This window comes from Enterovibrio sp. FF113 (assembly GCF_041439165.1).
Taxonomy (GTDB): domain Bacteria; phylum Pseudomonadota; class Gammaproteobacteria; order Enterobacterales; family Vibrionaceae; genus Enterovibrio; species Enterovibrio norvegicus_A.
On the sequence record NZ_JBGONO010000002.1, the window covers coordinates 113,567 to 134,024 of the forward strand.

Consider the following 20,458-nt stretch of genomic DNA (forward strand, 5'->3'; position numbering starts at 1 on the left):
AAGCCGTTCAAGTGTGTAAAGTTTGGCCAACACCTTTTATCCTTACAAGTCATAGTGCTTTAATTAAGCCATTTATAAGCCGTTAGTTAATTTATTTACTCATCGCCATTTCATACTAAAATACATTTCTTATACAAAACACAGATAAATATATTGCTGTTAATAAGCAATTAGGCATGGAAACCATTTAGCCTAAAATTAGATATAACTAAATTAGACAAGCACCCTTTAAGGCAATACGTTTAGCCTGAGGTGTTCTATCGAAACCGCTAAGCATTAATAATGAAAACATAAATTAGTCAATACTTAAGAATAATCGACCACTGACTTTCACTTTACTTCTTATATATCTGCATTAGTTTACAGACGTAAACCAACCCCCCTTTCCACCCGCAAACCCCATCCGAACATTCACATGCACTTAGTTCTTTTAGCCCTTAAATAACAAGCATTTCTGCAAAAAAAACGTCCCAACCATGCATTTAATGAACATCCGAAGGCATCTATGAAAGTGCATTTTTGTAAAAGTAGTTGCGAATATTAGTCTGGAAAATTGATTTGCAGCGCTATTCTGATGAACAAAATAATCGCCAATAGGATAGGCATATAGAAAAAAGCAGAGAAAGAAGCATGAAAAGAAAAGAGAAATGAAAGATCAGCTGAAAACACCTAAATCATGGTGGGGTGAGTTCAACAATATAACGACATTGAAAATAACACCCAGCACATGGAATCCGTAATAAACCCCCGTAAAATAAATGATTATGCTTTTAGCGATAAAGCAACTTCCCCATCACCATGCCGACTCATCATCAATCATAGGTGAGGCTCTGGCCCCCTTCACGCGCTCAACCACATGCTCTGCCAGTATTTGTGCCGCATCAAATGACGGTAGTGCACTTTTCAGTGACGATGAGATAACCGACAATTCCGTGCAGGCAATCAGCAAACATTCCGCGCCGTGATCTTCCAAATCTTCAGCAGCACAATTAAACGCTTCGATTGATTTGTCATTGTGCGCATTGGCTTTCACTTCGCGGATCAGTGCCATGAGTGCTGTTTGTTCTTTCGCTCCAGGGAACAGGGTCTCAACGCCATAATGCGCAAAAGCCGGTGTATAGAGCTGGGTGATTTGCAACGCGGTTGAACCTAATAGCCCCACCCTTTTGATATTTGGATAACGCCGCAAGATTTGCGCCGCTGACAACGCTAATAAGTTCACCACGGGAACCGTGACGGCATGCGCCACATCGTCGTAATACTTATGGGCTGTATTACACGGGATCACCAGAAAATCCGCGCCGCCTTTGACCAACCCCTGCGCCATGTTTGCCATATAGGGCGCAGGCGATTCGCCCGTTTTTTCGATTAACGCCTTGATGCGAGATGGCACTTTGGGGTCGTTATCCACCAACAGACGAATATGGTCGGCATCGTCCTCTGCGGGGGTTGCCGCAATAATTCGGCGCATAAGATCCACGGTGGCATCTGGCCCCATGCCGCCGAGAATACCGACTGTCATTTCTTTATCGTTCACACCTATTCTCTCTTTAATATCCCATCATACTGGGTAGCCAAAGCACCGTGTCTGGGAAGTAACTCATGATGAACACCACCAGTATTTCGACCAATACAAACGGCAGCGCCTTCACGGATATTTCTTCAATGGTGACCTTGGCAATACTGGAACTGATGAACATGTTCTCCCCAAGCGGCGGTGTGGAAAAACCAATTTCACAGCAACAAACCAACACCACGCCGAAGTGAATCGGGTCAACACCAAACTGCACCATAACGGGCAATAGCACGGGCGTGACAATCATGATGGTGGCAAGGGTTTCCATGAACATGCCAATTAAGATCAAAAACAGGATCACCACCAGCCAGATCAGTGCGAGGCTGTCTGTCATCGACAATAACGCATTGGCGATTTCGGTGGGTGTATCGTTTTCGACCAGAATGCGCCCAAACGCAGTCGCGGCGAACATGATGATCAACACACGCCCCGTCAGCCAGGTGGTGGAACTGAGCGACTCTTTCAAGCCGTCTAGCGTCAGTTCTTTGTGAATGAATTTACCCACGAACAAGGTGTAGAACACAGACACCACGGCAGCTTCGGTTGGGGTAAACATGCCCGAGTAGATACCACCAAGGATCACAAACGGTGCGAGAATCGACCAAATACCCTCTTTGCACGCTTTGCGAAGTGCGCCGGGTTCATCATTTACCGCGCCGACATAACCGCGCTTTTTACTGATCACATAGTTGGTGATCATCAAACCACCCGCCAACATGATGCCGGGAACCACACCCGCAATAAACAGTGCGCCGATTGATTCACTGGCAGTCACACCATAAATCACCATGGGTATACTCGGGGGAATAACCACACCCAAACCACCGGAAGACGCGGTAAGTGCTGCGGCATAGCCTTTGTTGTAGCCTTTATCGGCGAGCGCGGGGATCATCAACATGCCCACAGCGGCTGTGGTTGCTGGGCCTGATCCTGAAATCGCGCCGAAAAACATACTGGCAAGAATGGCCGAAAAACCGAGACCACCCGCCATTGGGCCGGCCATCAATTCGGCAATGTGTACCAAACGGCGAGAAATACCCGAAGCCTGCATTAATGCGCCAGAAAGAATGAATGCCGGTAGCGCCATAATGGGAAATGAGTCCACGGCGTTCCATGCGGTTTGTACGAGAGAAACGTAATCGTCACCCGACAGCAAATACACCAGCATGGCCGAGCCACCCAGTGCAATGACGATGGGAGCGCCAATGAGAAGAAGCCCAAAGAATGAGCCGAAGAGAACGAGCGATGCCTCCATGGAGGACTCCTTTTCTTTTTGATTGCAACAATCCGTATTGCGGCTTTGTCTTTGTTAACAATCGTCACGGGTTATAGGGCTGAACCCTGCTAGAACTTATCGAGACGACCCGTCAATCGACCTGAACATCGTCCACATCTTTGAACTCAACACCTTTCACTAACTTCAAGTAGTTAACCTGAATGATCCGAATGGAGGTCAACGTGAAAGAAATGGGGAAAATCCAATAGAGGTAGGCCATTGACCAATCAAGTGCCGGAGACATGAACTTGTATTCCATCAAGCTTTCAATCACTTCAATGCTTTTGGTTGTCATTAAGGTGTTGAAAGCAATCCAAAGCATATCGGCGATCAGCTCAATACCGGTGCGTACTTTGGTCGGTAGCATTTTCAGGTGAAAGGTCACACGGTTATGTGCAGCAAGACGCGCCGCATACGATGCGCCGAGGAACACAAACCACACAAAGGCGAAACGGGATAACTCTTCACTCCATGGAATGCCGTAATTGAAGGCCACGCGAAGGATCACTTGAATAAACAGTAAGGTGACAAACAGACAAAGCAGCGCCTGACAGGCGTAACTTTCAAATTTGTCCATTCTTTGCCAAAAAGTTTGCCATACACTTTGCGGTACATTTTGCGGTAAATTTTGCATAGACACGTCCTGGTAAGGGGCGTTGCCGCCCCTTCTGTTAGTTGGACAGTTCGTCAACTATTCCTAGTAGAGAGGACTATTACTTCTGCATTTTCTGCAGTACATTGTCGAAGCTTTCTTTGCCGCCAATGTCTTCATAAAACTCAGGCCATACTTTCTCTTTCGCCAACTCAACCCATTTGTCTTCGTCTTCCAGCGTGAACACTTCCACACCGTTATCAATCATGTTTTGCTTGGCGTTTTCCGCTTCTGTCATCTGGAACACCAAGGCGTATTGTTGCGCTTCTAATCCTGCACGGTTCAAAATGGCTTGATGCTCTTCGCTCAGTTTGCCCATGGTACGGTTACCAATCAGCAGCGGTTGCAACGAATACTGGTGGTGTACTTCTGTCAGGTATGGCTGCACTTCGTAGAATTTCATGGTGTTGTTCACGATGTACGGGTTGTCCTGTCCATCCACCACTTTTTGTTGCAGTGCGGTGAAGGTTTCTGTCCACGCCATCGCAATCGGGTTTGCACCGAACACTTCCCATGATTTCAGCATGATGCTGTTTTGCGGAACGCGGATTTTCAGCCCTTTCACGTCTTCCATGTTTTTCACGGGGCGCTTTGAATTGGTCAGGTGGCGGAAGTTGGAATAGGTCCAACCCAGAATGTTTACGCCCGCTTCTTCTTTAGCGAGGGTATTCCAATATTCGCCCAATTCACCGGTGGTAATTAACACCGCATCAGAAGAGTTGGTGATCAAATACGGCATGGTGAGTGCGCCGAGTTTTTTCGAAAACGGGGTTACGTTACCTATGCCCACTAACGCCATATCCAATGAACCCAAGCGGATGTTTTGCACCATTTCGGTTTCACCGCCGAGCGCACCACCGGGGTAGAGTTTGATTTTGATATCGCCGCCAGAATAGAACTCAACCAAGTCTTTAAAACGCAGTGCATACGCGCCCTGATCGGATTCAATTGGGTCGCCCATTCCGACTTTCATCGTTTTAGCGCTGACGATTACGGGAAGTGCCAAAATAGTAATGACGGCCAATTTTGCCAATTGCTTTAACTTCATATCCTTTACCTCTTAGTCGATAACATCCGTGAATTTCTAGGCGCTAACACGCCGCTTTCTAGAACCTGTTGTATTGTTTAATGCACTACAGACACCGCATTCGCGATGCTTACAAGGTCTCAAGCACCTCTGCGATCACTTGGGCGATACTGGCCGCGTCTGACTGTTCAAACGTCAGTGGGATACGCATATCCAATAGCGAGCCGAGAACGCGTTCGGTTTGTGGTAAACGGGGTTGATCATGCAAATATTCCCAATGGTCATATTTACTGCTGTATCCCGAAGGCTGACTGTCGCCGACCCATTTCAGGCTGACGCCTCGCGCCGTGCATCCTTTCACCAACTGTGAAAGCTGGTTAGCCGTCAGATCAGGGAATGAGAATTGGATAGAACTGCCAACGAAATGTTCTTTGGGCGAACGTTCAATTAAGCGAATGCCGCGCAACGATGACAGCGCAGACACCATGGCGAGATAGAGCTGATTCCAACGCTCGCACTGCTCATCTAAATGCGCCAATTGAGGGCGCAAGATGGCAGCGCGAAGGTTGTCCATTCGCCCGCTGTAATTAGGTGTACCTTTGGCAATACCTTCAAACGTTTCTAGGGGCGGAAGCGTGGGGTGTTGGCCAAACAACATATATGAGCCGGAATAAATAATGGCTTTGGCCATCACTTCATCGTTGTTGGTGACTAAAAAGCCCCCTTCACCGGAATTAATGTGTTTGTAAGTTTGGGTGCTGAAACACGAGGCTAAGCCAAACGTGCCGCTTTTCTTGCCGTTCCAATCTGCCCCCATGGTGTGGGCACAATCTTCTATCAGCGCCACGCCACCTTGCTCGCAAATCGCCATCACCGCATCCATGTCAGCGATATGACCACGCATGTGTGAAAGCAGCAGAAACTTAGCGCCAGTTTCCTTCACTTTGGCTGCTAAATCGTCCAGATCAATCGTCAGATCGTCTGCCGTTTCAACCAACACAGGCACACCACCCGCGTTGTTGATCGCCCCTGGAACAGGTGCAAGTGTGAACGCATTGCACAGCACCCGATCACCTTGCTTAAGGCCCGCACAGAGCAAAGCCACATAAAGGGCATAACCACCGGATGCGCAGCTCAAGCAATATTTCACACCGAGATAATCAGCAAATTGCTTGTCCAACAAATCCGCTTCGCTGCGCTCACCACTCACCGTGTTATAGCGATGAAGCCTGCCAGTACGCATGACTTCTACGGCACTGGCAATGGCGCTTTCCGGTATTGGCATTTGTTGCGTAAACGATTTTTTAAACGTGTGCATCGTCGTGTTCCTTACGCTTTGCGCATTCAAGCCGTATTCGATCGGGTCGTCATCAGTCGTAACGCTTTTGCTGATAGACCTCGAAATCCCAATCCGCATCTGGGAAGTATTTTTTCAATCGCCAATCACATGCGCGTGCGTGACCTTCCATGCCTTCCGTACGGGAAATCCGCGATCCTGCGGTGCTAAACGTCAAGTTGGCTTCTTTGCTCAATTCCTGCGTGGTTAAGATTTTCAGGAACTTCTGCACATTCAGTCCACCGCTGTAACGCGCCGCTTTTTTGGTGGGCAGAATATGGTTAGTTCCGGCACATTTATCGCCGTGCGTGACCGTGCTGCCTTCGCCTAAAAACAACGAGCCATAATTGGTGAGGTTTTCTTTCCACCAAACCAAGTCTGCGGCTTGAACCTGAACATGTTCACACGCCCATTCATCACTCACTTTCGCGGCTTCTTCACGGTCGTCGCACACAATCACCACGCCGTGGTCTCGCCAAGCGGCTTCGCAGACATCTGCATTGGGCATGTCTGCAATCACATGGGGCATTAATTCAATCACTTTCTGACCCAGTGCTTTATCCGTAGTGAATAACCAAACCGGAGAATTCGGGCCATGCTCGGCTTGTGAAACCAGATCAACTGCAATGGTCATCGGGTCAGCGGTTTCATCGGCAATGACGGCGGACTCGGTTGGCCCTGCAAACACATCAATGCCCACTTCGCCAAACAACAAACGCTTAGCTTCTGCCACATAAGCATTTCCTGGGCCAACTAGAATATCGGCGGATTTTCCGGTGTAGAGCCCGAATGCCATGGTTGCAATTGCATGCACACCCCCCATCTCAAGGATGATGTCTGCACCAGCAAGATCCATGGCGTACACCACGGCGGGGTTGATTGAGTCACCGCGAGGCGGAGAACAGGCAATCACGGTTGGCACACCCGCCGCTTTCGCCGTTGCCACACTCATCAATGCAGACGCTGCATGAGCATAACGACCACCGGGCACGTAGCACCCTGCGCAATCGACAGGGATCACCCGTTGGCTCAGTTTCACGCCTTCTTCGGTTTCAATCTCAAAAGCTTGTAAACTCGACCGTTGTGCATTTGCAAAACGTTGGATCTGACGATGCGCAAAATCGATGTCGTCTTTTACGCGTTGCGGCACAGAGGCAATCAGTGCTGCTCTTTTTTCGTCGGACAGAACGAAATCACCCTGCCAGTTATCGAACTGCATGGCGTATTCTTCAACCGCCGCCGTCCCTTCACGACGGATTTTAGTCAACATGTCTTTGACCACTTGCTGAATGCGCTCATCATCGGTTTGCACGTCGGCTTCCCGCTCAGCGCGTTTTAGATATTCCATTGTGTTTACTCACTGATATTCGGATTCAAAAAGAAAGAGATACGTGAAGATTCCAAACTAAAAGCCGCTCAAAGAAAGCGGCTTTATCAGGACGGATTAACAGTAATCTTCAAATCCAAACGCGTCGCGGTAGCCTGGTAGCGCTTGTGCACCACCTGTGTGCAAGAACACGATGTTTTCGCCTTTTTTGAAGTGACCCTTACGGATAAGGTCAATCAAGCCCGCGCCGCCTTTGCCTGAATAAACAGGGTCGAGCAAAATGCCTTCGTGCTTGGCAAACATCGAGATAGCTTCAATCGTACTTTCAGCAGGAATACCGTAGCCTTCGCCCACGTAATCACAGTTAGCCACCACGCTTTCACGCGGTACTGCGCCTGGGATGCCCAATAAGTCACACGTGCGTTCTGCCAGTGCAAACACGTTGGCTTCTTGCTTGTCTTTTGGCACACGCACGCCAATGCCCAGTAGTGGGATTTGGCTGTTCGAGGCGCATAAACCGGTGATCAAGCCCGCTTGTGTGCCCGCTGAACCTGTTGCATGAACAAGGTGGTCAATCAGAAGGCTCTGATCGTTGGCTTGCGTCAACAGCTCCAATGCGCAATTCACATAACCCAGCGCACCAATTGCGTTAGAACCGCCACCCGGAATGATGTAAGGCTTGCGGCCTTCAGCGCGCATCGTCGCTGCCACATCTTCCATCGCCGCATTCATGTCGACGCCTGCTGGGAATTTCTGCAAAGAAGAACCAAACAGTTGATCCAACATGACGTTGCCGTTGAATATATATTCAGGGTCTTCTGAACCGGTGCGATCTTCCAACAGGATGTGACACGCCATGCCGCACTTGGTCGCAATGGCGGCGGTTTGACGCGCATGGTTTGATTGGGTTGCGCCTTGAGTGATGATGATGTCTGCTCCTTGAGCAATGGCATCTGCCATCAAAAATTCCAATTTGCGCGTTTTGTTACCGCCACCGGCCAGACCCGTACAATCGTCACGCTTGATCCACAAATTGGGGCCGCCAAGCGCTTTAGACAGGTTTGGCATAGGTTCTAACGGCGTAGAAAGGTGTGCGAAGTGAAGACGAGGAAAGCGAGATAAATGCATGGTCATGTCCCTTTTAATCAATAACTAAAAAAATCGGCTCAAGTGGCCTTTTACAATAATTACAGCCTGTGAGACGCCGAGGACTTCCGCCAATACCTATATTGAATAGACACCGGTTACTTTTCGGCATATCTGTTTTAGCAGGACGCTAAGGGATTGAATTGATGGAATTGAAATGGCTTAAAGACTTCATTGCGCTCAGTGAGAACGGCAGCTTCTCTAAAGCCGCTGACGCGCGATTTGTGACACAACCAGCGTTTAGTCGGCGGATCCGTTCGCTGGAAAATTGGTTAGGCATTGCCTTGGTTAACCGCGACACCCTGCCCACAACGTTGACAGAGGCTGGGACCGATTTTGTTGACGAGGCGCGGCGATTAATCAATGACATCACGGATGTCAGGCATCGACTGCAACAGCGTAAGAACCCGCATTCGTTGATTTTTCTCGCTCAACACTCCACGGCGGTCTCTTTCTTTCCGGGGTGGATACAAACCCTTAGTCCATTAATTGGTGATGCTTTGGTGAAACTCGTTCCGGGCAATATTCACCATCTGAATGAATCGTTTTTGGCAGGTTCAGGGGATTTTCTGCTCGCGTTTGCATCTCAAGCGTTTGATAGCCCACAAATGAAGCGCAAGAGTCAGTCGATTCAAGTGGGACGTGACCGCCTTATTCCTGTTTCTGCGCCGGATGAATTTGGCGCGCCAATACACACCTTCGCCGAAGGAAAAACCTGCCGCTTGCTGGCATTTCCCGAAGAAATCTATCTTGGCGGATTGGTTAAGAGATCCGCGATAAGTGCGATCCCTTCCCATTTTCGCTATGAGGTGGTGTGTGAAAACGAAATGGCAGAAGGATTGAAGGCGATGGCAACGCAAGGTTTTGGTGCAACCTGGTTGCCATCAAGTTTGATCAAGCAGGAGTTAGAAGAAAAGCGATTGGTCGAGCTCGATGAAGCGTTACCTAGAATTGATTTGCGAATTTTGCTGTACCGAAACCGCCATACTGCCAAACCGGAAGTTGAGCGATTTTGGCAGTACTTGTGCGAGCTTTATGGGCAGCAATAGCGGCCAATCGAACGGGTATTCGCCAGCCAAAACGGCTACTTGGATGTATTGAAAAACTCCGTTAACACCGTATGGGTGATCACTTGCTTCAGCTCAGGATAGGCCTGAATGTGTTCACGAATTTTATTTAAACGCGCCATGTTGGGCACATCAACATACAGCATCATGTCCGTTTCGCCGCTGATCGCATGACACCATTTCACGCCATCTATCGTGTAAATGTCAGCCGCGTAGGCTTCGCAGTGCTGAGAGCATGCAGATGTATCAAACTTCAATGCTAAATACGCTGTCACGCCGATGTCTGATTCTGCTTCGGCAATATCAGCGTGGTAGCCGAGTATGACTTTATCTTGTTCTAGCTTGCGAATTCGGGCGGTGACCGCAGAGCGAGACAGACTCACATCTCGTGCGATTTCACTGACTGTACGGCGGGCATCAACACGCAATATGCTTAAGATCTGTTTATCAAATTTGTCCATCTTTCTTCTCTCAACTTACCTGTTGATTTTGTTATCGCGTCTTCACCATCACTTTAGCCCTCTATTTTATCTTTCCTCTTCGTTTATCGCTCATAAATTTCGTTCAAGAACACGTTACCTTCGCGAAAAAGCGTCACTTTGACGGCGACGCAAGTAAATTCCGTTAATCTGACACTGAACTAAGACAGTTTGACCGATGCTTTTTATCTGACAACTCATTAACCTGTTGTCATTGCTTCACAGGTATTTGCCCCGCTCAAGGAACGCCAATGAACCAACTGAAAAAAGAAATCACCTTGTTATCGGGTATTGGGCAACTGTCCACCACGCTATTAGGCACGGGGCTTTTTATGATCCCTGCCATTGTTGCTGGTATAGCAGGTGAATTTTCATTGTGGGCGTGGTTGGTGCTGTTTGCCGCTATTTGCCCAATAGCATTAACCTTTGCGCAATTGGGGAAACGCTACCCCAACGCGGGTGGCACGGCGTATTTCGTTCGCAAAGCATTTAACCCTCACCTAGAACGCAGTGTCGCTTGGCTGTTTGTCAGTGTGATCCCCGTGGGTGTTCCGGCGGCAATTGCACTGGCGGCGGGGTTCCTACAACAACTTCTTCCCAGTGCGTTGAATGATTTTCTGATAGCACAACTGATCACGGTAGCGCTGCTGATCGGCGTCAATTTGATGGGTGCGAAATCATCAGGCCAATTACAAACCCTTATCGCGATTAGCATCTTTGCTCTTGTCGGCGCATTTCTGTGGCGCGGCGAAGTCGGCATCGCGGATTTAACCATGCCTGCGATGAGTTCAGATTCCCTCTGGCCGATTGGCGCGGCATTGGGTGTGATGTTTTGGTGCTTCGTCGGCATTGAGGCTTTTGCGCATATGGGTGAAGAATTCAAAAACCCGCAACGAGATTTCCCCATCGCGATCATCGTCGGCTGTTTTGTGGCGGGCGCGACCTATTGGGCCATGTCAGTGGTTATCTTAAAATTCCACGCCTATGGCAGTGTTGAGTTTGATACCGCGTCCATTCCCTATCTGAGTGAAAAATTGTTCGGCCCCAATTTTAAACTGCTCGTCAGTGTTGTCGGTTTTTCTGCATGCTTTGCCAGCGTCAATCTCTACACACAAAGCCTATCTCGCATGGTGTGGGCACAAGCACGAGAATATAAACCCGACGGGAAAATGGCGCAGATTTCTGAACGTGGCGTGCCTAAAAACGCCACCTTGGCGATAGGCGCAGTGCTGGCTATTTCATGTGTAATCGGTGAATTGTCAGGGTTGAATTTGGAGTTTTTCCTTAAACTCGCCAACGGCATTTTCGTGCTGGTGTATCTGATGGCGATGCTCGCCGCGTTCAAATTACTCCAAGGCGCATCCAAGTGGCTTGCTGCTTTGTCGCTTGCGCTATGTACTTTTGTGTTTATCTGTTTGGGCTGGTCAATGCTATATGCCCTCACGATTTTTGGTTTGCTCATGCTGCAAGGAAGAAAAGACAATCGCAAAGCGGTGAATATGTAACTTGACGCCTATAAAATATTGCTGCCAAACATTCGCTTCCGAAATTCTATCGACAATACTGTCAACATATGCGATTTTCTCGCTCATAGACGTTACAAGGAAGCGAAACGGATGTTTGTACTACTCGATGGAGGCATGGGAAGAGAACTTCAGCGCATTGGCGCACCCTTCTCACAGCCACTTTGGAGCGCTCAGGCGTTAATTGAAGCACCCGATGCGGTATATCAAGCGCATCAGAACTTTATTGATGCGGGCTGTGACGTGATCACCGTCAACAGCTATGCCTGTGTGCCTTTCCACCTTGGCGAAGATCGCTATCAGCAACACGGTTTTGCGCTTGCAGAATTGGCCGCACAAATTGCCCAACGCGCTGCCGAAGACAGCGAGCGCGAAGTGCGTGTGGCTGGCTGTATTCCGCCCGTGCTAGGTTCTTATCGCCCTGATTTGTTTAACGCGGAAGCCGCCACACCTATCATTGAAAATCTGATTGATGCACAGGCACCCTACATTGATTTCTGGTTAGCCGAAACCATTGGCTCTATTGAAGAGTTCCACACGATTTGTGATGCCCTTACTCGCGCCACGTCGCTTAAGCCCGCTTATTTTGCGTTTTCTTTGATGGACGCGGAAATGGATCAGCCTCGCTTGCGCTCTGGCGAATCCGTGGTAGATGCAGTGAAAGCGGCTTGCGAGCGCGATGTGGATGGCATTTTGTTTAATTGTTCTCAACCCGAAGTGATGCTGGATGCAATCGGCGTGGCTCGCGTGATAGTAGACGGGCATTCAAACACGATTTCATTGGGTGCGTATGCCAACGGGTTTTCCGTGATTCAGCAATCACACCAAGCAAACGATGCCCTCACCACGGTGAGAGAATTATCTGCCGATCAATATGCGGCTTACGTGAAAGCGTGGCTGGATGCAGGTTCTAACATTGTTGGCGGCTGTTGCGCCATTTTCCCCGAACACATTGCTTATCTCGATTCACTGAGAAAACAATAACCGTTCAACATTAAAAACTTCCTCACTGTGTCTATGCGCTGAGCGTTATCAACACAGCGAGGGAGTTGTCTATCTAGAATCGTATTAAATGCATTCGTTGAGTGCTAAACGCCGCTGTTTCACCTTGTCACTTTGTAGAAAATCAAGCACGAGCAAGTTAAAGATCTGGGTTTTCTCAAGGTGAATGTTATGCGCGGCCTGCGGCACTACCGCGAGATTTGCCCCCGTAATTCCCCGCCACAGCGACTCGGTTTGTTGCCACATGTAAGAGCGATCACTGTCTGGCCAAAGCACTAGCGTTTTAGCCTCTATTTCATTCAAACGCTCTAGCGAGCGCCACCCCGCCATCGCACGCAACCCGTTGATATAGGTTTGTGTCTGAACACGTTCTGCCAACTCCATGCCGCCGGCAAAATCAGGATCGCCTTCTCCATCTGAGAACCAGGTTTTGACCGTATCATGCGCGACTTGCTCAGTCCCCTGAGTTTCGGCGCGCACGATGCTTTCTTCGATAGATTCAAAACGCCCAGGCAAACTCCCCATTGGCCCAGTCGCGTAAAGCACCAAACCGATCACTCTTTCAGGGGCTTTGAGCGCCACTTCCTGTGCAATCATGCCACCCATGGAATGCCCCATCAGGTGAAACTGGTCAATGCCCATTTCGTCCAGTCGCTCCAACACATAATCAGCAAAGCCATCAACACTGTCTAAGCCAATCACATCCGCTTTTCCGCCGTATCCCGGTAAATCAAAGGCGACGACATCAAAGCGTGAGGAAAACAGTGAGATCTGTTTTTCCCAATAAGCCAGACCACTTAGAAATCCATGCACTAGCACCAACGTGGGCCCAGTACCGACACGTAAACAATTCATCGTATTTTTATTCCATTAATTCAGGGAGCCAAAGCGCAGTATCAGGCATGCCAATCAGCACGAATAACAAGACCACCAGTGCGGCAATAAATGGGAGACACCCAATAATCACGTCGCCTATGGTCACCTTGTCCCGGGCGAGATTTTGAATTACGAAGAGGTTTAACCCCACGGGGGGCGTTAACACGGCAATCTCCATGGTGATGGTGTACACCACGCCAAACCAAATAAGGTCGAATCCAGCGGCATGTATCAAAGGATACAAGGTCGGCAAGGTGATAAATGTCATGGAAACAGGTTCCAAGAACATGCCGAGAATGATATAGAACACAATGATCATCGCGAGCACGGCATAAGGCGATAACTGCATTTCGACAAACAATTCCGTGAATTGCTGCGGGATCTGGTGGTAGGTCATCACAAAGCCGAACAGCACACCTGACGACAGCAACAAACCCAAATATCCCATGGTTTGCATGGTGGATTTCAGTGCCTCCAGCAAGCCTTTCAGTCGCAACCCTCCGAAGAAGTATGCCAGACCCAACATAAACATCGCCGACACGCCCGCTGCCTCGGTGGGCGTTGCGATACCGGCATAAATGGAGATAGTAATCACCAAGCCAACAAGGGTGATTGGAAGCAATGCAGAGAACGCGATGAGCCAGGGAATGGGGGTCGAATTTTCATGACCCGGAATATCATCCGGATTCACTTTTCCCCAAATAAACACGATGATGAAGAACATGGTCACTAACACGAGACCGGGTACGACACCAGCGATGAACAATGCGCCGATCGACTGGTCGGTCACAATGCCGTAGAACAATAAAATTAAGCTTGGTGGCAGCAGAACACTGAGTGTACCCCCTGCTGCGAGCACGCCACTGGACAGGCGTTTGCCATACCCAAGTTTGAGCATTTCAGGCAAAGCAACGCCACCAATGGTCAGCGCACCCACCATGCTGGAACCACATACTGCACCAAAGCCCGCACACGCACCAATACTGCCGTAGGCGGCTGCCCCACGGATCGGGAGTTTGCTGTGCATAAACCAATAGAGATTTGGCCCAATTGACGATCGCCCTATGAGCTCTCCCAGAAACACAAACAGCGGCACAGCCAGTAAAATATAATCAAACCACACACCCCAGAGTTTCAACTCAACCGTGACTAGCGACGATTTGAGGCTCAGAATATCGAGCAAAAACGGGATTGAAGCGGCGGCGAGCGCAAAAGGGATCGGCACGCCAATGAGGATAAACCCCATCAACAAACCCAGCATCCCTAACCCAACTACGTACCATTCCATCACTGATCCTTGTTTTCTTTGTTTAGTCTTCAGTTAATCTTTTGTTGTCACGTGATGACTGTGTTCACGTGATGACAATATGTTCACGTCGCATCCTGCGAGCGAATGTCATCATCAATAGGGGATGCGTGCTCTTCCTCAGGTGGATCACCGAAAATCAGCATACAAAACGCGGTGATACAGAAGCTAAGTAAGGCAATAACGACCGGGATCCAGAAGTAAAAGCGCGGCCAAAGTAAAATTTCAGACGCCGCACCTGAGCTGATGGATTTGAACATGGCTTTGGATGACGCAGCCAAGAAGAAACTGCCGACCATCAGCATGACCAGCATGTTGAACTTATCGACCCAAAATTGGATTCCCTTGGGCAGCCTGTCCCTGATCAGGCTGACTTTTGGGTAAGAATGATTGAGCAGCGCGTAAGACACGCCAAGAAATGCCACAGGCACTAGCAAGAGTGCGGTGGCTTCTGTCACCATGCCATCTGGGCTGTTGAGTATGTAACGAACCCCCACCCCGTAAGTGATCCAAGCAGCTTGGATCACTACGATGGCGGCACCCGCATACAACATCGCCAAAGACATAAGGCGCAGTAGTGGAAACACGTTTGCCTTCATTGCCCGCTCCTCAGCAATTAATCAGAGTGCGCAGCAAACAAGGTTCGAATCTCATCAGCCAATGGGACGCCACAAGCTTTGTTCACTTCTGATGTCCATTTTTTCTCAATGCCTTCTAGCAACGCTTCAGTGCGGTCTTCTGACATGGAAACCGCAGAGCCACCGTTAGCCATCACTGCATCACCGACGCGTTCGTTAACCCAATTTTCATAGCGAGGTTTCAACCAGGTTTCTGCTTCTACTGCGGCTTCTTTCAGCGCTTTTTGATTAGCAGGGCTGAGGTCATCAAACTTGTCTTTGTTCATCATGTAAATGATGTTGCCATAGAACATATTGGCGTTAACCATGTACGGCATCACTGACCACAACTTCCAAGAGCTGTACGTCGCCACACCCATGTTGATGCCATCAACGACGCCACGCTCTGCCGACTGGAACACTTCTTTGGGTGCGACGAAAACAGGTTTGCCACCCCAAGATTCAATCATCAGGCTCACCAATGGACCAATTGAACGCACTAGCTTTCCATCCAACTTGCCGATGTCTGATACTGGATCTTCAAACCACCATTCCTGATCGTACGAATAGTTTGAGTTAATCAAAGGGATCAGATCAGACTTCGCCGCTTCCGCTTCAATCAAGCTGGCATAAGCGGCATCAAGCTCAATTTGTTTCTCCAAATCAATGGCGACGGGATATAAAGAAGTCACGCGATAACACGGCAGACGTGTATCCGCAGGAACCCAACTGATGTCAGATACCCCTCCTTGGACGGCATCGACACCTTCACTCCAACCGTGCAGCGTCGACGATGGGAAGATTTGTACTTTCAAATCACCGTTACTTTTCGCAGCAGCCAATTCAGCAAACTTCTGAAAGCCTTGATACCTAACATCCGATTCATTCACATACGTCGACAAACGAATGGTCTCTGCCGCTTGTGCGGCAATCGGCATCGCGCCAATAAGCGCACAAGTGATTGCGGTGAGGCGGAAGGCGTTGGCAGATTTTGCAATGTTCATGTGACTTCTCCTTGTCTCTTTCGACACAGATTGGAACGTTTAAAACATGAGGCCGCCCATTGGTGATTTGCGGCGAGGTTGACAACTGGTGCTAGTAATAAGCATGACCACATACCGTTTTTATGCGTTATGCCGATTCGATTGGTCGGCATGCCGATTTTTAAGGGCACAAGATCTATCGCGAATAATCAGAGAGTTGGAGCAATTTCACCTGCTATACCCCTGAAAAAGAAAAGGGTTTTTACGTAAGGATTTTTCGCTGATTGAGTATTTTCTTATCTTTAATGCCTGAACAATGAATGCGCTTTGTTAAGTTTAAAGAAGCGATATGCGGAACGCAGTTCACACAAAGGAATGTGATGAAAGGCTCTGGACTCTGCAATGTGAGGTTAACTAGATATAGCCTCATCGCTACGAGCAACTTGGATGCATAACGGGTTTGGAGAGGATGTTTGGACTTTAAACTATTGGAAGATTTGGTGTGTCTCGCCCATTCCACCAGCTTTACGTCAGCGGCAAGAGAACGATTTGTTACGCAACCTGCGTTTAGCCGTCGAATTAAAGCACTCGAGCAATGGGTAGGAGCAGAACTGGTAAACAGGGAATCGCAACAGCTTGAGTTAACCGAACAAGGGCAAGCGTTTGTGGTGGAGGCGGAGGAAATTCTTAATCGCCTTTATTTGGCACGTGATTCTGCCCGAGCGCTGAAAAAGAACGCGAACAATGAAATCTCAGTCGCCGCGCAAAACTCGATAGTGCAAACCTTGTTTATGCAATGGATGCAACACGTCGAGAAAGCGGTAGGACCGGTTTATGTCCGCCTTTCTTCAGACAGACTCGCGGATTGCATTGACCTTTTCGTTCAAGGCACCGTGGACTATTTACTGTGCTATACCCACAAAGAACTGGGGCTCGGCATTGACCCATCGCGCTTTCAAAGCGCGGTGATTGGCATGGAAACCTTAGTTCCCGTCTCTTTAGCCGTGAACGCCCAACCTAAATATTGCCTTCCTGGCACTGAGCATGAACCCCTCCCGTTAGTGGCTTATACCCATCAATCACTGTTTGGCAAAGCGATTAATCAATTACTGGATAAACAACCTTGCTATCTGACTCGACGCTACGAGAATCCGTTTGCCCATACTTTAAAATCTATGGTGTTGGGCGGTTATGGCGTGGCGTGGCTTCCCCGCTCGTTTGTTAAAGACGAATTGATGCGCGGCGAATTGTGTATTGCAGGTGATGAAAGCTGGCATGTCCCGTTTGAAGTTCGGCTTTATTATCGCGATCCTGACAGTGCTTTCACGAAATCTATTGTGCGGATCTCTCAGAAAATGTCATGCGAAGAAGGCCCAAATGAAAACCATTCCAATGAAGATGATACACGTGGTGTGAGTGCCAATGAAAACAGGCTTAGTCGCCCGATTAAAACAGGGCGGCGTTTTTTGTAGCCTATCCCCCTTGATAATCCAAACTCCACCCAGAAGCCGATCGCGTGGCAATGATTCGATACTCTCCCATGCCTGCTCGCGCTGCCTGAGCCACAAAAAATGGCATGATGCTACGCATACTTTCGCCCTGCTCTGTCATGGGTGTTCCGCGCTCCAATTTCTCAAACCCCGGCGCAATCTCACTGGCAGATCGTCTAATCGTGAACACAACTCGACGATAACCTTGCCTATCTGCATCGGAAAGTACGTCAACAAACACAGCCACCGTGGTCTCTATTTGTGACTCTGGAACGGGTTCAACGGTGATCACTTGCGGTTCGCCGCCCGTCACCGGACTGCCAACACCGGGGGCAGGGCTAGCCGTTCTGCTGCCAGAACCCGATGAGCCGCCATCTGGCGTTAACATCACCCGCATCAGCGTGGAGACAATGGTCGGAATAACCGCCCCTGCCGCTAACATGGATTCTTGTACTACGGTACCGCCAATGATCCTTGCCGTTCCCCCTTCAACTAGACGTAATCCCGCACCTGATTGGGCAATATGATCCAAAATCGTGATGGGAACGAGTCGATTTGCCGCCGCACCTGCTGGCATCAATCGCGCGAGTGCTTCGGCAGACAGCCCTGAAGCCTCGAGCAACGCACCTTGCATAATGCCGCAACTGGTTGGGTTGCCGCCTAACCAACGAACAATCGCTGGTGCACTGTTTTGCACAAGAGACGTCGCGCGTTCGATATCAACCGCGGCTTCTGCGGCTTCGATCACCACGTAGGCATTGACACGCTGCCCCATGCCCGCCACGGCTCTTTCTGTGATTTCTCTTGGCGCAACTTCAAACAACAATTTAAGCGGGCCACCATGGAGCTTGATCAACTGGCCTGCGGCATTTCGCGCATACATGACGGCGTGATTAATTCCACCTTCCGTCACCAAAATCATGGCGCCGCGCTGAAGCGCTTGCATCATTTCAGCCGTCGCAGCTGTGCGAGTAGCAAACACTGCGCCACCTTCACGAACAAACGCTTCACCGGTTTCCCTTAACACGGCTTCCGTCGCAATCTCGCCGCCTTCTCGCACCACGAGTCGTGAGCCTTGCCGTTGCACTGCTGTTCTCACTAACGCCGCAGGCGCGCGGATCAAAGCCCGTGCAGCCACACCCGCCGAACCTAGTGTTGCCATGTCCAACATCAGAAAGCCGACGCCCAATACACGCTGAAAATAGGTTTCGGCTTCGCGTATTTGCTGGATTGAGCCGTAAATCGGCACTAAGGTCCAAAGACTGCGTGATGGGTCAGGTTCACCCGCCGCGTGTCTTGCGCGGTTCTCTTCTGGGCTGTCGGACACCGCCCACGTTACCAGCCCTGCGGCAAGACCAATGCCTGCCAGAATAAGCCAAGGGGCGATTTGGTGAAGGTCCTGATCAACGGCCCGGTTAATCTCATATTTTTTCCCACGCAGCGCCGCACTCGCTGCATATTCCGCTTCATATTCAGAATGCCAAAAAGGTTGGCTAATACGCAGATCGGCATAAGCCGTTCCCGCGCCTAAACGACCTTGCACCGTATGCGCCAATTCATGACCAAGAACGTGCTGCCCTGCCCGACTGGCTAGATCAAGACTGCTATCGACAACAATATGATCATTGAGCGTGTAGGCGACCGTGTTTAGGGCTTTCAACGATTGAGTGGCTGCTGCACTTCGATGCAAACGAATGGGCGACAAATCGTAACCGTACGATTGTTCAAACGGCGCTCTTACTGCTGCGGGAATGGGCTGTCCGCTTTCAAGTCCCAATGAGTGCACCTGAGGTGCCAAGCGCGGAGACGCGAAACGTGACGTGGATTCTTGCTGGGAGAAAGCTGCCGGAGAGGGGCTTTCAGTTGCTGCGCTCAACAACGCATTCCCGAACGCCCCCAGCGAAGAGGACACAGAACGAGGAACGGGCGGCAATGCGGGTGCGGGCTTTGTCGGCGTAAACCGCTTGATCACCCGTGCCATATCCATGGGCCTCGTATCGGAGCCACCTGGAAGCGACCGCTGGCGCGTTTGTGATGATGGCAAAGATGACGAAGATGCCGGTGGTGTGCCTGACATAGGCGTGCCACCGCTTCTCGATAGCAGTTGAGAACCCCTTTCTGACAGTAAAGAGCCCGATTCTGATAATAAAGAACTTGTCTCCATCAAAGCGCCATTCCCCACCGATAACACAGCACTGGTGCGCGATTTTTGGACGAGGCCGTTCTTACTGCGTTCGGAATTCGCAGTCTCCGTCTTTTTCTGTGGCGGCGCAAAATCAGGCATGGTTACCGCTACTCCAAACTGCTTTAGGCTATTTCTTCGTCGGTCTGCCTTTCACGGGTTGTCTTAACGTTGTCTTGCGCCTTGCTGCGGCTTTTTCCGTTGGAGCGGTTTTCAATTTTTCGTCCACATTGAGTGTCGTTTTAGGTCGCGGTTTCGGCGCGGGTTTCTCGGGTCTTATTTCGTCTTGCTTGATCGGCTCCTCTTTTGGCTGCTCCTTTTTGGGCTCAGTCGTCTGAGAAACCATGTCTTCAAACTTGCCTATCTCTTTCAACTGCTCACGTTCACGTTGAATAGATTCATCAATTTGCTTATTAAACACTGCACGTTGCTGCTCCAGATCGACAATACGACGTTCAACCCGAGACTGCTGTGCCAGCGCATTGGCTTTGGTTCTGCCAATCGGATCCGGCTCTTTGTCGGGGTGACTGACTTTCTGCAACGCCTCGACCAGAGAAATGTGTTTTTTCAGTACCTCACTTGCCTTAGCCATC

General features: G+C 49.6%; 19 protein-coding genes. 5 read left to right on the forward strand and 14 right to left on the reverse strand.

The genetic code is table 11. The features are described 5' to 3' along the window. Positions 1–793: 793 nt before the first annotated feature. The 7 genes from ACED36_RS02280 to ACED36_RS02310 all read right to left on the reverse strand — a co-directional run bounded on the left by ACED36_RS02280 (position 794) and on the right by ACED36_RS02310 (position 8,322). Complete coding sequence (locus tag ACED36_RS02280; RefSeq protein WP_371732701.1) at positions 794–1,537, reverse strand: aspartate/glutamate racemase family protein; 744 nt, start codon at positions 1,535–1,537, stop codon at positions 794–796. A gap of 13 nt (positions 1,538–1,550) precedes the next feature. Continuing rightward, a complete protein-coding gene (locus ACED36_RS02285) occupies positions 1,551–2,831 on the reverse strand; it encodes a TRAP transporter large permease (protein ID WP_016961465.1) in 1,281 nt (426 codons plus the stop codon). A 112-nt stretch (positions 2,832–2,943) separates the two neighbouring features. Further along, positions 2,944–3,429 (reverse strand): TRAP transporter small permease, encoded by a 486-nt coding sequence (locus ACED36_RS02290; RefSeq protein WP_026023898.1) that lies wholly within the window; start codon positions 3,427–3,429, stop codon positions 2,944–2,946. A gap of 136 nt (positions 3,430–3,565) precedes the next feature. Then, on the reverse strand, positions 3,566–4,552 hold the full coding sequence (locus ACED36_RS02295) for a TRAP transporter substrate-binding protein (RefSeq protein WP_016961467.1): 987 nt from the start codon (positions 4,550–4,552) through the stop codon (positions 3,566–3,568). A 109-nt stretch (positions 4,553–4,661) separates the two neighbouring features. Next, complete coding sequence (locus ACED36_RS02300) at positions 4,662–5,849, reverse strand: DegT/DnrJ/EryC1/StrS family aminotransferase (RefSeq protein WP_371732702.1); 1,188 nt, start codon at positions 5,847–5,849, stop codon at positions 4,662–4,664. A gap of 52 nt (positions 5,850–5,901) precedes the next feature. Then, entirely contained in the window at positions 5,902–7,215 is a 1,314-nt protein-coding gene (gene hisD, locus ACED36_RS02305; RefSeq protein WP_016961469.1) for a histidinol dehydrogenase, read from the reverse strand. Between the two features lie 96 nt (positions 7,216–7,311). After that, positions 7,312–8,322 (reverse strand): D-cysteine desulfhydrase, encoded by a 1,011-nt coding sequence (locus ACED36_RS02310; protein WP_016961470.1) that lies wholly within the window; start codon positions 8,320–8,322, stop codon positions 7,312–7,314. A 164-nt stretch (positions 8,323–8,486) separates the two neighbouring features. On the opposite strand from ACED36_RS02310, the gene ACED36_RS02315 reads away from it, so the two are divergent. Then, positions 8,487–9,389, forward strand: coding sequence for a LysR family transcriptional regulator (locus tag ACED36_RS02315; RefSeq protein ID WP_016961471.1), 903 nt, complete (start codon positions 8,487–8,489; stop codon positions 9,387–9,389). A gap of 35 nt (positions 9,390–9,424) precedes the next feature. Here ACED36_RS02315 and ACED36_RS02320 read toward each other — a convergent pair whose 3' ends face one another. Further along, positions 9,425–9,868 (reverse strand): Lrp/AsnC family transcriptional regulator, encoded by a 444-nt coding sequence (locus ACED36_RS02320; RefSeq protein WP_016961472.1) that lies wholly within the window; start codon positions 9,866–9,868, stop codon positions 9,425–9,427. A gap of 269 nt (positions 9,869–10,137) precedes the next feature. Here ACED36_RS02320 and yjeH point away from each other — a divergent pair, with 269 nt between their 5' ends. Further along, complete coding sequence (gene yjeH / locus ACED36_RS02325) at positions 10,138–11,391, forward strand: L-methionine/branched-chain amino acid transporter (RefSeq protein ID WP_016961473.1); 1,254 nt, start codon at positions 10,138–10,140, stop codon at positions 11,389–11,391. A gap of 111 nt (positions 11,392–11,502) precedes the next feature. Next, the gene (locus tag ACED36_RS02330) at positions 11,503–12,393 is read left to right on the forward strand and encodes a homocysteine S-methyltransferase family protein (protein ID WP_371732703.1); all 891 of its coding nucleotides are present in this window, start codon (positions 11,503–11,505) and stop codon (positions 12,391–12,393) included. An 84-nt stretch (positions 12,394–12,477) separates the two neighbouring features. On the opposite strand, the gene ACED36_RS02335 is transcribed toward ACED36_RS02330, so the two are convergent. The 4 genes from ACED36_RS02335 to dctP form a co-directional block, all read right to left on the reverse strand. Further along, a complete protein-coding gene (locus ACED36_RS02335; protein WP_371732704.1) occupies positions 12,478–13,266 on the reverse strand; it encodes an alpha/beta fold hydrolase in 789 nt (262 codons plus the stop codon). A gap of 7 nt (positions 13,267–13,273) precedes the next feature. Further along, positions 13,274–14,575, reverse strand: coding sequence for a TRAP transporter large permease (locus ACED36_RS02340; RefSeq protein WP_017003628.1), 1,302 nt, complete (start codon positions 14,573–14,575; stop codon positions 13,274–13,276). Positions 14,576–14,658: 83 nt separating this feature from the next. After that, complete coding sequence (locus ACED36_RS02345; RefSeq protein WP_371732705.1) at positions 14,659–15,192, reverse strand: TRAP transporter small permease; 534 nt, start codon at positions 15,190–15,192, stop codon at positions 14,659–14,661. Between the two features lie 17 nt (positions 15,193–15,209). Next, entirely contained in the window at positions 15,210–16,214 is a 1,005-nt protein-coding gene (gene dctP / locus ACED36_RS02350) for a TRAP transporter substrate-binding protein DctP (RefSeq protein WP_017006024.1), read from the reverse strand. 452 nt (positions 16,215–16,666) lie between these two features. Between dctP and ACED36_RS02355 the strand changes: the two genes are divergently transcribed. Beyond that, positions 16,667–17,665 carry a LysR family transcriptional regulator gene (locus ACED36_RS02355; RefSeq protein ID WP_017006025.1) on the forward strand — a complete coding sequence of 333 codons (999 nt, stop codon included), beginning with the start codon at positions 16,667–16,669 and terminating at the stop codon, positions 17,663–17,665. A 1-nt stretch (position 17,666) separates the two neighbouring features. Here the strand turns inward: ACED36_RS02355 and ACED36_RS02360 are convergent, their stop codons facing one another. After that, positions 17,667–19,460 (reverse strand): DUF4157 domain-containing protein, encoded by a 1,794-nt coding sequence (locus ACED36_RS02360; protein WP_371732706.1) that lies wholly within the window; start codon positions 19,458–19,460, stop codon positions 17,667–17,669. A 43-nt stretch (positions 19,461–19,503) separates the two neighbouring features. Between ACED36_RS02360 and ACED36_RS02365 the strand changes: the two genes are divergently transcribed. Beyond that, entirely contained in the window at positions 19,504–19,791 is a 288-nt protein-coding gene (locus ACED36_RS02365; protein ID WP_371732707.1) for a hypothetical protein, read from the forward strand. Between the two features lie 204 nt (positions 19,792–19,995). Here the strand turns inward: ACED36_RS02365 and ACED36_RS02370 are convergent, their stop codons facing one another. After that, the gene (locus ACED36_RS02370; protein WP_371732708.1) at positions 19,996–20,457 is read right to left on the reverse strand and encodes a hypothetical protein; all 462 of its coding nucleotides are present in this window, start codon (positions 20,455–20,457) and stop codon (positions 19,996–19,998) included. Between the last annotated feature and the right edge of the window lies 1 nt (position 20,458).

Bases quoted from the DNA above. Each gene is read 5' to 3' on its own strand.
- ACED36_RS02285 (WP_016961465.1), bottom strand. From the start codon at position 2,831: ATGGAGGCATCGCTCGTTCTCTTCGGCTCATTCTTTGGGCTTCTTCTC.
- ACED36_RS02290 (WP_026023898.1), bottom strand. From the start codon at position 3,429: ATGGACAAATTTGAAAGTTACGCCTGTCAGGCGCTGCTTTGTCTGTTT.
- ACED36_RS02295 (WP_016961467.1), bottom strand. From the start codon at position 4,552: ATGAAGTTAAAGCAATTGGCAAAATTGGCCGTCATTACTATTTTGGCA.
- ACED36_RS02300 (WP_371732702.1), bottom strand. From the start codon at position 5,849: ATGCACACGTTTAAAAAATCGTTTACGCAACAAATGCCAATACCGGAA.
- hisD (WP_016961469.1), bottom strand. From the start codon at position 7,215: ATGGAATATCTAAAACGCGCTGAGCGGGAAGCCGACGTGCAAACCGAT.
- ACED36_RS02310 (WP_016961470.1), bottom strand. From the start codon at position 8,322: ATGCATTTATCTCGCTTTCCTCGTCTTCACTTCGCACACCTTTCTACG.
- ACED36_RS02315 (WP_016961471.1), top strand. From the start codon at position 8,487: ATGGAATTGAAATGGCTTAAAGACTTCATTGCGCTCAGTGAGAACGGC.
- ACED36_RS02320 (WP_016961472.1), bottom strand. From the start codon at position 9,868: ATGGACAAATTTGATAAACAGATCTTAAGCATATTGCGTGTTGATGCC.
- yjeH (WP_016961473.1), top strand. From the start codon at position 10,138: ATGAACCAACTGAAAAAAGAAATCACCTTGTTATCGGGTATTGGGCAA.
- ACED36_RS02330 (WP_371732703.1), top strand. From the start codon at position 11,503: ATGTTTGTACTACTCGATGGAGGCATGGGAAGAGAACTTCAGCGCATT.
- ACED36_RS02335 (WP_371732704.1), bottom strand. From the start codon at position 13,266: ATGAATTGTTTACGTGTCGGTACTGGGCCCACGTTGGTGCTAGTGCAT.
- ACED36_RS02340 (WP_017003628.1), bottom strand. From the start codon at position 14,575: ATGGAATGGTACGTAGTTGGGTTAGGGATGCTGGGTTTGTTGATGGGG.
- ACED36_RS02345 (WP_371732705.1), bottom strand. From the start codon at position 15,192: ATGAAGGCAAACGTGTTTCCACTACTGCGCCTTATGTCTTTGGCGATG.
- dctP (WP_017006024.1), bottom strand. From the start codon at position 16,214: ATGAACATTGCAAAATCTGCCAACGCCTTCCGCCTCACCGCAATCACT.
- ACED36_RS02370 (WP_371732708.1), bottom strand. From the start codon at position 20,457: ATGGCTAAGGCAAGTGAGGTACTGAAAAAACACATTTCTCTGGTCGAG.